The sequence below is a fragment of the Rhodococcus rhodnii NBRC 100604 genome (assembly GCF_001894925.1).
Taxonomy (GTDB): domain Bacteria; phylum Actinomycetota; class Actinomycetes; order Mycobacteriales; family Mycobacteriaceae; genus Rhodococcus_F; species Rhodococcus_F rhodnii.
Map to the genome: position 1 here is coordinate 251,340 of NZ_BCXD01000001.1, position 12,833 is coordinate 264,172.

At 67.2% G+C, this 12,833-nt stretch carries 15 protein-coding genes and 4 tRNA genes; 2 read left to right on the forward strand and 17 right to left on the reverse strand.

Features of this window, described 5'->3' with window-relative positions; translation table 11 throughout:
* Nucleotide 1 precedes the first annotated feature (1 nt).
* From RR1_RS01085 to RR1_RS01155, 15 genes are all read right to left on the reverse strand, one after another.
* Nucleotides 2-796 (reverse strand): MlaE family ABC transporter permease, encoded by a 795-nt coding sequence (locus tag RR1_RS01085; RefSeq protein WP_010838205.1) that lies wholly within the window; start codon nt 794-796, stop codon nt 2-4.
* A gap of 9 nt (nt 797-805) precedes the next feature.
* Nucleotides 806-1,957: an ABC transporter ATP-binding protein gene (locus RR1_RS01090; RefSeq protein WP_040773164.1), complete on the reverse strand. Its 1,152-nt coding sequence runs from the start codon at nt 1,955-1,957 to the stop codon at nt 806-808.
* A 306-nt stretch (nt 1,958-2,263) separates the two neighbouring features.
* Complete coding sequence (gene rplL, locus RR1_RS01095) at nt 2,264-2,656, reverse strand: 50S ribosomal protein L7/L12 (protein ID WP_010838203.1); 393 nt, start codon at nt 2,654-2,656, stop codon at nt 2,264-2,266.
* 84 nt (nt 2,657-2,740) lie between these two features.
* The gene (gene rplJ / locus RR1_RS01100; RefSeq protein WP_010838202.1) at nt 2,741-3,298 is read right to left on the reverse strand and encodes a 50S ribosomal protein L10; all 558 of its coding nucleotides are present in this window, start codon (nt 3,296-3,298) and stop codon (nt 2,741-2,743) included.
* Between the two features lie 463 nt (nt 3,299-3,761).
* Nucleotides 3,762-4,475 carry a 50S ribosomal protein L1 gene (gene rplA, locus RR1_RS01105; protein WP_010838201.1) on the reverse strand — a complete coding sequence of 238 codons (714 nt, stop codon included), beginning with the start codon at nt 4,473-4,475 and terminating at the stop codon, nt 3,762-3,764.
* Between the two features lie 180 nt (nt 4,476-4,655).
* Complete coding sequence (gene rplK / locus RR1_RS01110) at nt 4,656-5,087, reverse strand: 50S ribosomal protein L11 (RefSeq protein WP_010838200.1); 432 nt, start codon at nt 5,085-5,087, stop codon at nt 4,656-4,658.
* A gap of 91 nt (nt 5,088-5,178) precedes the next feature.
* Nucleotides 5,179-6,018: a transcription termination/antitermination protein NusG gene (nusG, locus tag RR1_RS01115; protein ID WP_010838199.1), complete on the reverse strand. Its 840-nt coding sequence runs from the start codon at nt 6,016-6,018 to the stop codon at nt 5,179-5,181.
* 58 nt (nt 6,019-6,076) lie between these two features.
* Nucleotides 6,077-6,499, reverse strand: coding sequence for a preprotein translocase subunit SecE (gene secE, locus RR1_RS01120; protein WP_010838198.1), 423 nt, complete (start codon nt 6,497-6,499; stop codon nt 6,077-6,079).
* A gap of 33 nt (nt 6,500-6,532) precedes the next feature.
* Nucleotides 6,533-6,605: transfer RNA gene (locus RR1_RS01125), tRNA-Trp, on the reverse strand.
* Between the two features lie 150 nt (nt 6,606-6,755).
* Nucleotides 6,756-7,181 (reverse strand): (3R)-hydroxyacyl-ACP dehydratase subunit HadB, encoded by a 426-nt coding sequence (hadB, locus tag RR1_RS22730; RefSeq protein ID WP_010838197.1) that lies wholly within the window; start codon nt 7,179-7,181, stop codon nt 6,756-6,758.
* Nucleotides 7,168-7,653 carry a (3R)-hydroxyacyl-ACP dehydratase subunit HadA gene (gene hadA, locus RR1_RS22735; protein WP_081634150.1) on the reverse strand — a complete coding sequence of 162 codons (486 nt, stop codon included), beginning with the start codon at nt 7,651-7,653 and terminating at the stop codon, nt 7,168-7,170. Before hadA ends, hadB begins: the two co-directional genes overlap by 14 nt.
* A 264-nt stretch (nt 7,654-7,917) precedes the next feature.
* Nucleotides 7,918-8,085, reverse strand: coding sequence for a 50S ribosomal protein L33 (gene rpmG / locus RR1_RS01140; protein ID WP_010838195.1), 168 nt, complete (start codon nt 8,083-8,085; stop codon nt 7,918-7,920).
* A 73-nt stretch (nt 8,086-8,158) separates the two neighbouring features.
* A tRNA-Met gene (locus RR1_RS01145) sits at nt 8,159-8,232 on the reverse strand.
* Between the two features lie 117 nt (nt 8,233-8,349).
* Nucleotides 8,350-8,422, reverse strand: a tRNA-Thr gene (locus tag RR1_RS01150).
* Between the two features lie 153 nt (nt 8,423-8,575).
* Nucleotides 8,576-8,661 (reverse strand) — tRNA-Tyr (locus RR1_RS01155).
* A gap of 199 nt (nt 8,662-8,860) precedes the next feature.
* On the opposite strand from RR1_RS01155, the gene RR1_RS01160 reads away from it, so the two are divergent.
* Complete coding sequence (locus tag RR1_RS01160) at nt 8,861-9,352, forward strand: YajQ family cyclic di-GMP-binding protein (RefSeq protein WP_010838194.1); 492 nt, start codon at nt 8,861-8,863, stop codon at nt 9,350-9,352.
* A gap of 18 nt (nt 9,353-9,370) precedes the next feature.
* On the opposite strand, the gene htpX is transcribed toward RR1_RS01160, so the two are convergent.
* Nucleotides 9,371-10,243, reverse strand: coding sequence for a zinc metalloprotease HtpX (htpX, locus tag RR1_RS01165; protein WP_010838193.1), 873 nt, complete (start codon nt 10,241-10,243; stop codon nt 9,371-9,373).
* A gap of 116 nt (nt 10,244-10,359) precedes the next feature.
* Nucleotides 10,360-11,415, reverse strand: a complete 1,056-nt coding sequence (locus RR1_RS01170) for a polyprenyl synthetase family protein (protein WP_010838192.1) — start codon at nt 11,413-11,415, stop codon at nt 10,360-10,362.
* Between the two features lie 197 nt (nt 11,416-11,612).
* Between RR1_RS01170 and RR1_RS01175 the strand changes: the two genes are divergently transcribed.
* Nucleotides 11,613-12,833, forward strand: a complete 1,221-nt coding sequence (locus tag RR1_RS01175; protein WP_051111155.1) for a geranylgeranyl reductase family protein — start codon at nt 11,613-11,615, stop codon at nt 12,831-12,833.

A 12,833-nucleotide genomic window follows, 5' to 3' on the forward strand; every position in this document is an offset into this window, starting at 1 on the left:
GTCACGACCCCTTCGCCGGGACGATCTGCAGGTAGACCATCGTGAGTATGAGGTTTGCGAAGAACAGCAGCAGGAAGGTGATCACGACCGACTGGTTCACGGCGTCGCCGACGCCCTTCGGTCCGCCCTTCGGATGCAGGCCCTTGTACGAGGCGACGACGCCCGCGATGACACCGAAGACCGCGGCCTTGATCTCGCCGATCCAGATGTCCGGCAGCTGTGCGAACGCCGAGAACGACTGCAGGTAGGCACCGGGATTGCCGCCCTGCAGGACGACGTTGAAGAAGTAGCCGCCCGCGATGCCGACGACGGCGACGAGGCCGTTGAGCAGGAGCGCGACGAGCACCATCGCGAGAACTCGGGGCACGACGAGCCGCTGGATGGGGTTGATACCCAGCACTTCCATCGCGTCGATCTCTTCACGAATCGTGCGCGAGCCGAGGTCGGCCGTGACGGCGGAGCCGGCCGCGCCGGCGATGAGCAACGCCGTCACGAGCGGGCTGCCCTGCTGGATGACGGCGAGCACGCTGGCGGCACCGGTGAAATTCTCGGCGCCGAGCTGGCGGATCAGCGATCCGGTCTGCAGCGACACGATGGCACCGAACGGAATGGCGACCATCGCCGTCGGGAGGATCGTCACGCTTGCGATGAACCACGCCTGCTCGATGAACTCCCGGAACTGGAACGGCCGGCGAAAAGTGTTCCGGACGACGTCGACGAACAGTTCGACGATATTGCCCGCTTGTGTCAGTGCACCGTTGATCGGTTTGAGAACCGCGACGCGGGTGTCCCCCATGTGGCCTGCCTACCCTCGCTCGTCGTTCTGATACCCGGACCCCCGTACCACCGGTATCACCTGTGTGTCGTCGTCTGCTCCTGCGTAGTTTCGGTTCTGCTGCGCGGTCGCGTACTCGATCGTGTCCGAATTGTCGTCTGCGCTCGCGTACTCATCGTAGGAGTGATCCGCGTACTGATCGGCTTCGTCGTCCAGCGAGTCGCGAATTGCCGCCTGCGCCTTCTCGGGCAGCGTGTGCAGGATCTCGCGGACGCGCTCGCGGCGCCGGCCGACGGCCTTGCGTTCGGGAGTACCGGGCGTGGCCTCCATCTGCGGGACGATGCCTTCGACGTCCTCGACGCCGCCGGGATGGTGGCCCTCCTCGACCATCGCCTTCTCGGCGGCCATCGTGGCCTCGTCCTTCTCCTCGGACATGCCGATCGGGCCGATCATCGTTCCGTTGAGGAACTGCTTGACGACGGGCTCCTCGCTCGTGAGCAGGACCTCGCGCGGACCGAACATCACCAGGTGACGGCGGAAGAGCATCCCGATGTTGTCGGGGACCGTGCGCGCGAGGTTGATGTTGTGCGAGACGATGAGGATCGTCGCGTCGATCTCGGCGTTGATGTCGATGAGGGTCTGGCTGATGTACGTGGTGCGGACCGGGTCCAGGCCGGAGTCGGGCTCGTCGACGAGGATGATCTGCGGATCGAGCACGAGAGCCCGCGCGAGGCCGGCGCGTTTGCGCATACCACCGGAGATCTCGCCGGGAAGCTTGTCCTCGGCACCGACGAGGCCGGTGATCTCGAGCTTCTCCATCACGATCTTGCGGATGTCGGATTCGCTCTTCTTCGTGTGCTCCCGCAACGGAAACGCAACGTTGTCGTAGAGGTTCATCGAACCGAAGAGCGCGCCGTCCTGGAACAAGACGCCGAAGAGCTTGCGGATCTCGTAGAGCTCCTTCGAGGAGCACTGCAGGATGTCCGTGCCGTCGATGACGATCCTGCCTCGCTCCGGCCGCAACAGGCCGATGAGCGACTTCAGGAAGACGGACTTGCCCGTACCGGAAGGTCCGAGCAGCGCGCTGACCTCACCTTTCGGGAGGGTCATCGTGACGTCCTGCCAGATCTTCTGTGTGCCGAAGGACTTGGTCAAATCCTCGACTGCGACCTCGACACCCATTTCCACCCTCCACGACCGATGCTGGCGCCTGCGCCCTGACTCTTGTGGGTTGCGTCACCTTACCGCACCGGATTGTTAACCACGACACGCATCCTACTCATGAGTAAGGAAATGAAGCAACACGGGCATACCGATCCGCCTCCCCGGTCCGCCACAACATTCCGTACCGAATGTTCTTGCCGCAACGAAGGATTCGCCATCCGGACGAACCCGACCCGGAAACGGCGAAGGCCGCCTCCCCGACGTATCGGGGAGGCGGCCTTCGTGTTGGCCGGCGCGGCAACAGAGCCGCGCGCGAGGCACGTCCTACTTGACGGTGACCTTCGCGCCGGCAGCCTCGAGCTTCTCCTTGGCGGCGTCCGCGGCGTCCTTTGCGACCTTCTCGAGGATCGGCTTCGGAGCGCCCTCGACGAGGTCCTTCGCCTCCTTCAGGCCCAGGCCCGAGACGACCTCACGGACGACCTTGATGACCTGGATCTTCTTGTCGCCGGCACCCTCGAGGATGACGTCGAACTCGTCCTGCTCCGACTCGGCCGGAGCGTCGCCGCCCGCAGCCGGGGCGTCGGCAGCGGCGACCGCGACCGGAGCAGCAGCGGTGACCTCGAAGGTCTCCTCGAATGCCTTCACGAACTCCGAGAGCTCGAGGAGGGTGAGCTCCTTGAACTGGTCGAGCAGTTCCTCGGTGCTGAGCTTCGCCATGATGGCGTCCTTCCTGTAAGTCCTGCGTCGCCGATCCGCGACACACAGGTGTGTTTCGGTTGTTGTCGAGCTATCCGATGCGGATCAGCTGTCGGCAGCCTCGGCGGGAGCCTCGGTGGCTCCGCCTTCGGCGGCCTTCTTCTCCTGCAGCGCGGCGGCAAGGCGTGCCACCTGCGAAGCGGGAGCGTTGAACAGGCCTGCGGCCTTTGCCAAGTTGCCCTTCATCGCGCCGGCGAGCTTGGCCAACAGCACCTCGCGGGACTCGAGGTCCGCGATCCGGTTGACCTGGTCCACGGACAGCGCAGCGCCGTCCATGTACCCGCCCTTGATGACGAGAGCCTTGTTCTCCTTAGCGAAGTTCTTGAGCGCCTTCGCTGCGTCGACCGGCTCGCCCTTGATGAACGTGATGGCGGTCGGACCGACGAACAGGTCGTCGAGGCCTTCGACGCCGGCTTCCGCCGCCGCACGCTTGACCAGGGCGTTCTTGGCGACGGAGTAGGTAGCACCCTCGCCGAGTGCGCGTCGCAGGGTCGTCAGGCTGCCCACCGAGAGACCGCGGTACTCCGTGATCACAGCGGCAGTCGAACCCTTGAACTGCTCGGCGATCTCCGCGACCGCGGAAACCTTCTCAGGCTTTGCCATACTTCGCCTCCTCTCGTGACAGTCGTCGTCCTACGGCGAGTCCGCCGGGACCCGGAAACGACGAACGCCCCGGCGCAGGGGCACGGGGCGTAGGGAGGCATCTCCACACGAGAAATCCTGCGGCACCGGCGGACCGGGCCTCGGGCTTCTCGACCTCGTTCTCCTGCGTGGGCCGCCGGACGAATCCGGACCTTCATTCGCCGTTCGCGGGGAACGGCGAAGACCAACGGTCTCTGGTAGAACACAATTTCGGTTGAGCTGCGGTGCACGCACCGCATACCGCGAGCAAGTCTACAGACCGGCAGCGCATGCGCCAAATCGCCCCCCGGCGGCATCGTCGGCGGAAGCGCGGCAGCACACCCGCAGATGCGCGACGGCCCGGCACGGAGTCCGTGCCGGGCCGTCTGCACTGCAGTACGTCGGAGACGTGGAAGAGATCGTCACCTGTCGCCGAGAAGGCGACTCAGGCGTCGGTCTCCAGGAGATTGCGGGTGCGGCTCGGGTCCACCGGGATGCCCGGTCCGGTGGTGGTCGAGACCGTCACCTTCTTGACGTAACGACCCTTGGCCGACGACGGCTTCGCACGCAGGATCTCGTCGAGAGCCGCGCCGTAGTTCTCCACCAGCTTCTCGGTGTCGAACGAGGCCTTGCCGATCACGAAGTGAAGGTTGGCCTGCTTGTCGACGCGGAAGTTGATCTTGCCGCCCTTGATGTCGTTGACGGCCTTCGTGACGTCCGCCGTCACGGTGCCGGTCTTCGGGTTCGGCATCAGACCACGCGGGCCGAGCACGCGGGCGATGCGGCCGACCTTCGCCATTTGGTCCGGCGTCGCGATCGCGGCGTCGAAGTCGGTCCAGCCGCCCTGGATACGCTCGATCAGGTCCTCGGACCCGACGGCGTCCGCGCCTGCGGCCTCGGCCTCGGCTGCCTTCTCGCCGACGGCGAAGACGACGACGCGAGCGGTCTTGCCCGTGCCGTGCGGCAGGTTGACGGTGCCGCGGACCATCTGGTCCGCCTTACGGGGGTCGACGCCGAGACGGATGGCGACCTCGACGGTCGCGTCCATCTTCGTCGAACCGGTCTCCTTGGCGAGCTTCGCCGCCTGAAGCGGGCTGTAGAGCGCGTCCGGATCGACCTTCTCAGCGGCGGCGCGGTACGCCTTGCTGCGCTGTGCCATGGTGTGTCCTCACTCGGACGCCGCATGTTCGGCGTCCCGGTCGGTCGTGGTGATCAGGGCCTGGCCAGCCCTCCCACGGAAAAACAGTATTGCTGGGTTCTGCTCAGGCCTTCGTGCCTCAGGCCTCGCTACAGGGAGACCTTCGTACCTCAGGCCTCGCTACAGGGAGACCTTCGTACCTCAGGCCTCGACGGTGATACCCATCGAGCGAGCGGTGCCGGCGATGATCTTCGCGGCCTGCTCGATGTCGTTCGCGTTGAGATCTTCCTGCTTGGTCTTCGCGATCTCGCGCACCTGATCCATGGTCACGGTCGCGACCTTGGTCTTGTGCGGCTCGCCCGAGCCCTTCTGCACGCCGGCGGCCTTGAGCAGCAGCTTGGCGGCGGGAGGGGTCTTGAGCTTGAAATCGAACGAGCGGTCTTCGTAGACCGTGATCTCGACGGGCACGACGTTGCCACGCTGCGACTCGGTCGCGGCGTTGTACGCCTTGCAGAACTCCATGATGTTGACGCCGTGCTGGCCCAGTGCGGGGCCGACGGGCGGTGCAGGGTTGGCCTGGCCGGCCTGGATCTGGAGCTTGATCAGCCCTGCGATCTTCTTCTTGGGGGGCATCTCGGTTCCTGATTTCGTGCTGGTTGGGTTTCTTGCGTACTGCAGTGCAAGTTTCGGGTGGGAGTGCGTGCACGCCCGGCCGGAGCGAACGTCAGATCTTGGCGACCTGGTTGAAGCCCAGTTCGACCGGTGTCTCGCGTCCGAAGATCGACACCAGGACCTTGAGCTTCTGCTGCTCCGCGTTGACCTCGCTGATGCTCGCGGGGAGCGTCGCGAACGGGCCGTCCATGACGGTGACCGATTCGCCGACCTCGAAGTCGACCTCGACGACGGGCTTCGCGGCAGCGCCGCCACCCTGCGAAGCGGCCTCGCCCGAGGACGCCGCGGCAGCGGGCTTCTTCTCGTCCTGCTGCGGGAGCAGGAACTTGATGACCTCGTCGATCGACAGCGGCGACGGGCGCGACGTGGCGCCGACGAATCCGGTGACACCGGGGGTGTTGCGGACCGCGCCCCACGACTCGTCGTTGAGTTCCATCCGCACGAGGATGTAGCCCGGCAGCACCTTGCGATTGACCTGCTTGCGCTGGCCGTTCTTGATCTCGGTGACCGACTCGGTGGGAACCTCGACCTGGAAGATGTAGTCGCCGACGTCGAGGTTCTGGACGCGAGTCTCGAGGTTGGCCTTCACCTTGTTCTCGTAACCGGCGTACGAGTGGATGACGTACCAGTTGCCGGGAGCGCGGCGCTGTGCTGCCTTGAACTCGGCGACGGGGTCGACCTCGTCCTCGGCGTCTTCGGCGTCGGGAGCCTGCTCGGCGGTGTTCTCGTCTGCGGTGTTCTCTTCGACGGCGGTCTCCTCGACCGCGACGTCGGTGGAGATGTCGGTGCTCTCAGGTGCAGCCTCGACGTCGACTGCCGCGTCGGCAGCGACACGCTCGCCGGTGGCCGGGTCGACCACGGTCTCGTTCGTGTCGTTCTCGGGGGTGCTCACTGCGGCACTCGCTTCCTCTCGTCTTCTCCGTTCACTCGGCCGCCGCGCGGCCGATGCGTCATCCGAACAGCCAGTCCACGCCCTGGACGACGGCCGTGTCGAGCAGTCCGATGAACGTCACCATGAACGCCATGAACACCAGGACGACGGTCGTGTAGGTGATCATCTGCTTGCGGTTCGGCCAGATGACCTTCCGCAGCTCGGCGATCACCTCGCGGATGAACCGACGCAGGCGCTTGAAGATGTTGCCCCGGCCAGCCTTGCCGTCGGCGGTCCGGACGCCCCCGCGGGACGTCGACGCACTGTCCACTGTGCCACGCACGGGGTTCCGGTCGCTTTCACTCGACCGAGCCGAGCGTCCGCGGCGCTTGCCGGACGGGACGGCGCCGGTGTCGTTCGAGGAGCGGCCGGACGAGGTGGCGTCCGATGCGCCGCCCTCGTCGGTGGCGTCGCCGTCGCGCTTCGCGCGATCCTCGCTCACATCGTTCCTCTCGATCGCCGGCGTTCGTCGATGCAGGGGCGACAGGACTTGAACCTGCAACCTGCGGTTTTGGAGACCGCTGCTCTGCCAGTTGAGCTACGCCCCTTCGGCCGATCCGGCACCCGCGAGCGGGGGCGTCGTCGACCACTCTGCGACCACATGACACGCGCGCCACCGGACGGTAGCGCGCGACCTGGATGCGATCCCAGAAATCCGAGTGTACTTCATGCGCGGAGGAAGAACCCAATCCGGCTGGTCAGGCCAGCTGGACCGTGGCCGTCGCGCGGCCGAAGACCTTCTTGCCCGCGGACTTCGCGACGATCGCGACGACCGCGGTCCTGCTGTCGGCGTCGACCGACTTGACCTTGCCCGTGAACTCGACCTCGGCGGCGCTGTCGGCCGGCACGAACACCGGGCTCGTGAAGCGCACGTTGTACTCGCGTACGGCACCCGGATCGCCGAGCCACGACGTCACGAAGCCGGCACCGAGACCCATCGTGAGCATGCCGTGCGCGACGACGTCGGGAAGCCCGGCGAGCTTGGCGACCTCGTCGCTCCAGTGGATCGGGTTCGGATCGCCCGAGACGCCCGCGTAGTTCACGAGGTTGCCGCGGGTCAGCGTGACCGTCCGCGGAGGAAGCTCGTCGCCCGCGGCGACACCGGAGAAATCACGACGCGACATGCATCATCACATCCTTCACAGCATGGGCGATGTTCTCGTCCACCTCACCGCCACTGCGTGCGACCAGCGTCGTCCACGTCGTCTGGACCAGCTCGCCGTTCTGGTCGGTGACGATGTTCTTGGTGACGATGATGTCGCTGCCCGCGGCCTGCCGGAACGACTCGAGGTGGACGTCGCAGACGAGGCGGTCGCCCACCTGGATCGGCTTGTGGAACTCGAGCCGCTGATCGGTCTGCATGATCTGGCTGAGGTCGTATCCCGTCACGACCTCGTCGAACAGCCTGCGCTGCGCGATGATCCCGACCAGCGAGATGAAGGTGAGCGGCGCGAGCATGCCGTCGTAGCCGAGGCCCTTCGCGGCGTCCTCGTCGTGATGCGCAGGGTGCGCGTCGAGCACCGCTCGTGCGTACTCGCGCACCTTCTCACGCCCGACCTCGTAGAAGTCCTCGACGCGGTAGTGATGGCCGACCATCGACGCCGCGTGGGCGGCGGGATCGGCGGGGACCTCGGTCGAACGCTGCTCGAGCTCGGTGCCGACGACCTCGGCGGTGTCGGACGGATCGAGCGCGGACTGCAAGGGATTCACCGGCTACCTCCACATCGGTGTCGCCGGGCGTATCGCTCGCCACGAACCCCTGGACGCGCGATGCGCCGGAACCGAGGGTTCCGGCGCATCGCGGCAGCGTCCGTGGCGGGCGTGTCGCCCGGCTCGGCCTCGAACTTCTCTCGCGAGCTCTTACTTGGACTCGCGGTGCGCGCGGTGGGTACCGCAGTTCGGGCAGAACTTCTTGATCTCCAAGCGATCGGGGTCGTTGCGCCGATTCTTCTTGGTGATGTAGTTGCGGTGCTTGCACACCTCGCATGCCAAGGTGATCTTGGGCCGAACGTCGGTCGAGGAGGCCACGGGATGCCTTTCGGTGGTTCCGTCCGGCTTCGACGCCGGGACGGGGTGTTCAGGTGATTCGGTTCTTGCTGTGTAGCGGTGACCGGGCTCGAACCGGTGACCTCACGATTATGAGTCGTGTGCTCTAACCAACTGAGCTACACCGCCTCGCTCACGGGGCGAGACTCGCATCGCGTCCCGATCACGTTCAGGCGCCCGAAGAGCGTTCAGGCGCCCGAAGAGACAAATACATCTCCGAAGAGATGTGGCACCTCAGGTCCAGCGAGCCCCCTGACGGAATCGAACCGTCGACCTTTTCCTTACCATGGAAACGCTCTGCCGACTGAGCTAAGGGGGCGTGCTTCGTGCGCGCATCACTGCGCTCCGAAGCCTTGACGAGATTACACAGTGTTCCGTCGCAGTTCCAAATTGCCTGGTCACGGCAGTTCGGTCAGTCGACGACGCTCGTCACGCCGAAGGCCCGGCACGAGAGATCGTGCCGGGCCTTCGGTGGTGGCAGGTGTAGGATTCGAACCTACGTAGGCGTAAGCCGACGGATTTACAGTCCGCTCCCATTGGCCGCTCGGGCAACCTGCCGTGCGCATTCGAGGAGTGCGATCGCTCGCCCTCGGTGCGGGATCGAGAATACAACGAACCGCCCCCCGAAACGCAAACCGGGTGGATACGGCACGTGACGACCCGATAGCGTCGACGTCGCCGGCACCACGAGGGCGCCGGCGACGTTCGTGCGATCTCGACCTTCATGCAGTTTCGACGACCCCGGGAGTGGTGACCAGTGGCTGATTCGTCCTTCGATGTGGTGAGCAAGGTGGACCGACAGGAGGTCGACAACGCTCTGCACCAGGCCGCGAAGGAACTGTCGACCCGTTACGACTTCCGCGGTACGGGTGCCTCGATCGACTGGTCGGGCGACGAGGCGATCACGCTCACCGCGGAGACCGAGGAGCGGCTCCTGGCGGCCCTCGACGTCTTCAAGGAGAAGCTGATCCGCCGCGACATCTCGCTCAAGGCGTTCGACGCCGGCGAGCCCGCGCAGTCCGGCAAGACCTACAAGCTCACCGGCTCGCTCGTCCAGGGCATCTCGAGCGAGAACGCCAAGAAGATCTCGAAGAAGATCCGCGACGAAGGCCCCAAGGGCGTCAAGCCGCAGATCCAGGGCGACGAGCTCCGCGTCACGAGCAAGAAGCGTGACGATCTGCAGGCTGTCATCGCGCTGCTCAAAGGCGAGGACTTCGGGATCGCGCTGCAGTTCGTCAACTACCGCTGACGCGGCAGGGGCGGCGGACTAGCGGTCGCCGCCCCATGCCATGCGTTCGAGGCGCTCGATGCGCTCCTTCATCGGCGGATGCGTCGAGAACAGCTTCGCGGCGCGCTCACCCGCACGGAACGGGTTCGCGATCATCGCGTGCGACTGCGCCTCGATCTTGGGGTCGGGCGGCAGGGGCGCGGCCTGCGCCCCCGCCTCGATCTTGCGGAGCGCCGAGGCGAGCCCGAGCGGGTCGCCCGTCAGCTCGGCACCCGACTGATCGGCCTGGTACTCACGAGACCGCGAGACCGCGAGCTTGACGACGGTCGCCGCGATCGGCCCCAGGAGCGACACGAGCAGCAGCGCGATCGGGTTCGCTCCCTGACCGCCACCGCGCCCGCCGAACATGTTCGCGAACATCGCGAAGTTGGCCAGACCGGAGATCACGGCGGCCATCGCACCCGCGATCGACGAGATGAGGATGTCGCGGTTGTAGACGTGACTGAGTTCGTGACCGAGGACGGCACGCAGCTCACGTTCGTTCAGCAGCGACAGGATGCCCGTGGTGCAGCACACCGCGGCGTTGCGCGGATTGCGTCCGGTCGCGAACGCGTTGGGCGCCTGCGTCGGGCTGATGTAGAGCCGCGGCATCGGCTGGTGCGCCGTCGTCGCGAGTTCGCGCACGATCCGGTACATCTCCGGCGCCTGCACCTCGGTCACGGGCTGGGCGTGCATCGACTTCAGCGCGAGCTTGTCGCTGTTGAAGTACACGTAACCGTTCATCCCGACGGCGAGCAGTACCGACACGATCAGGATCGTGCTGTTCTGGAACAGCGATCCGATGAAGACGATCAGCGCCGACATCCCGACGAGCAATCCGAAGGTCTTCATCCCGTTGGAGAAACCGTTCACAGCCACACCTCTTCCGAATCACCGGCTCTCGATGTCAACGTCCGGAGCCCCCGACCGAGTTCCCGAAACCGGTCGAAACGGTCATGCCGCGGGTCGGCGTCGCCCTGCGGAGCCGCTCAGCCGACGCGCGCGATCGTGTAGTCGACGAGGCGGGCGAGCGCGTCGTTCGCGGGGCCGGCGGGCAGCACCTCGAGCTCGGCGTGGGCACGCCGTGCGTACTCGGCGAGCGTCTGCTTCGCCTCGACCATCCCCGTCGACGCCCCGAGCAGTGCGAGCGCTTCGGCGAGCACGTCGTCGTCCGTGACCGGCCCGTCGAGCAGCGCGCGCAGGCGGTCGGCCTCGGGGCCGCTGCCGCGCAGCGCGTACAGCACCGGAAGGGTGTGGACACCCTCGCGCAGGTCGGTCCCCGGCGTCTTGCCGGACTGCTCGGCGACCGACGAGATGTCGATGATGTCGTCCGCGATCTGGAAGGCCGTCCCCACGGCGTCGCCGAGGCGCACGAGCGATTCGATCTGCTCGTCGCTCGCTCCCGAGAACGTGCCGCCGAAGCGCCCCGCCGTCGCGATGAGCGATCCGGTCTTCTCCCACACGACGCGCAGATAGTGATCGACCTCGTCGCGATCACCCGTGACGCCGACCGTCTCGCGCATCTGGCCCGTGACGAGTTCGGCGAACGTCTCGGCGATCACCCGGACCGCGTCGGGTCCGAGGGTCGAGGTGAGCCGTGACGCGTGGGCGAAGAGATAGTCGCCCGCGAGGATCGCCACACTGTTGCTCCACCGCGCGTTGACGCTCGTGGCACCGCGCCGCATCGCAGCCTCGTCCATGACGTCGTCGTGGTACAGCGTCGCGAGATGCACGAGTTCGACGACGACCGCCGACGTCCTCACGGCCTCGGCGGTGGGCTGCGGTCCGAGCTGGGCGGTCAGCAGCGTGAACAGCGGACGGAAGCGTTTGCCGCCCGCCTTCGCGAGATGCAGCGCCGCCTCCGTCAGGAAGTCCTCCCCCTGCGAGAGTTCGGCGACGAGCGCGGTCTCGACGTCGGCCATGCCGTCGCGGACGCTGCGCGCGAGCGCCGGATCGCGCAGATCGACACCCGCGACGACGGTGTCCTCGCCGCCCGCTGCCGTGTCGGTGCTCACGAGTGCACGCTCACGTTCTCGATACCCCATCCTGTCGTCACCAGCGATGTCGCCGTGTTCGGCTCGGTTGCCACGCTAGGCAACTTACTGTGTTGGCGCTCGTTGCCGGTGGCGGGGACGCGCCGCCCGCGGCCGCCCCGGCGTGATCGGCCCCACTCGGCGCCGAATGACAAGATGACCGCGTGCCGGATTCGCGTGGGAAGACGTCTGCCGACGTGCCCGTCGAGATGTCGACCGACGTTCTCGTCGTGGGCGCAGGTCCTGCGGGCGCGTCCGCCGCGGCATGGGCCGCGCGGGCGGGACGGGACGTCCTGATCGCCGACGCGCAGCAGTTCCCCCGCGACAAGACGTGCGGCGACGGGCTGACACCGCGTGCTGTCGCCGAACTCGACCGGCTCGGCCTCGGCGACTGGGTACGCACCCACACGACGAGCCGGGGACTACGGCTGATCGGGTTCGGGCACGATCACGCACTCGACTGGCCGGGCGGCTCGTTCCCCGCGATCGGCAGCGCCGTCGCGCGCACCGAACTCGACGACAGGCTGCGCCGCGCCGCGCTCGACTCCGGCGCCACCCCACTCGACGCCGCGCGCGCCGTCGACGTCGAGCGCGCGGGCGACCGGATCGTCGCTGTGCTGTTCGAGACGGTCCGCGGGCCGGTGCGCGTCGCGGCGCGGCGGGTCGTCGTCGCGGACGGTGTCCGTTCGCCGCTCGGGCGCGTGCTGGGCCGGACGTGGCATCGCGACACGGTGTACGGCGTCGCGGTGCGGGCGTACGTCGCGACGCCGCGGTCGGAGGATCCGTGGATCACCTCGCATCTCGAGCTGCGTGGCCGCGACGGCGCGCTCACCGCCGGATACGGCTGGATCTTCCCGCTCGGCGGCGGACTGGTGAACATCGGCGTGGGCAGCCTCGCGACGGCGAAGCGTCCCGCCCCCGGCGCGCTGCGCCCGCTGCTCGACACGTACGTGAACGCGCGCCGCGACGAGTGGGGTTTCGACGCCGCGCCGCACGGCGTCGCCTCGGCGCTGCTGCCGATGGGCGGCGCCGTGTCCGGTGTCGCGGGAGCGAACTGGGCACTCGTCGGCGATGCTGCCGGGTGCGTCAATCCGCTCAACGGCGAGGGCATCGACTACGGCCTCGAGGGCGGGCGGCTGCTGGCGGACGTACTGGACGAGCCGGATCTCACGTCGGTGTGGCCCGCGATCCTGCGCGCGCGCTACGGCCGGGCGTTCTCGATCGCGCGCCGCGTCGCGGGGCTCGCGACCCGTCCTGCGCTGCTGCGGGCCGCCGGTCCCACCGCGATGGCGTCGCGCGCCGCGATGGGTGCGGCCGTGCGCATGATGGGCAATCTCGTCGCCGACGACGACACCGACGCGATCGCGCGGCTGTGGCGCACCGCGGGCCGGGCGTCGCAGCGCGCCGACCGGCGGCCGCCGTTCTCCTGA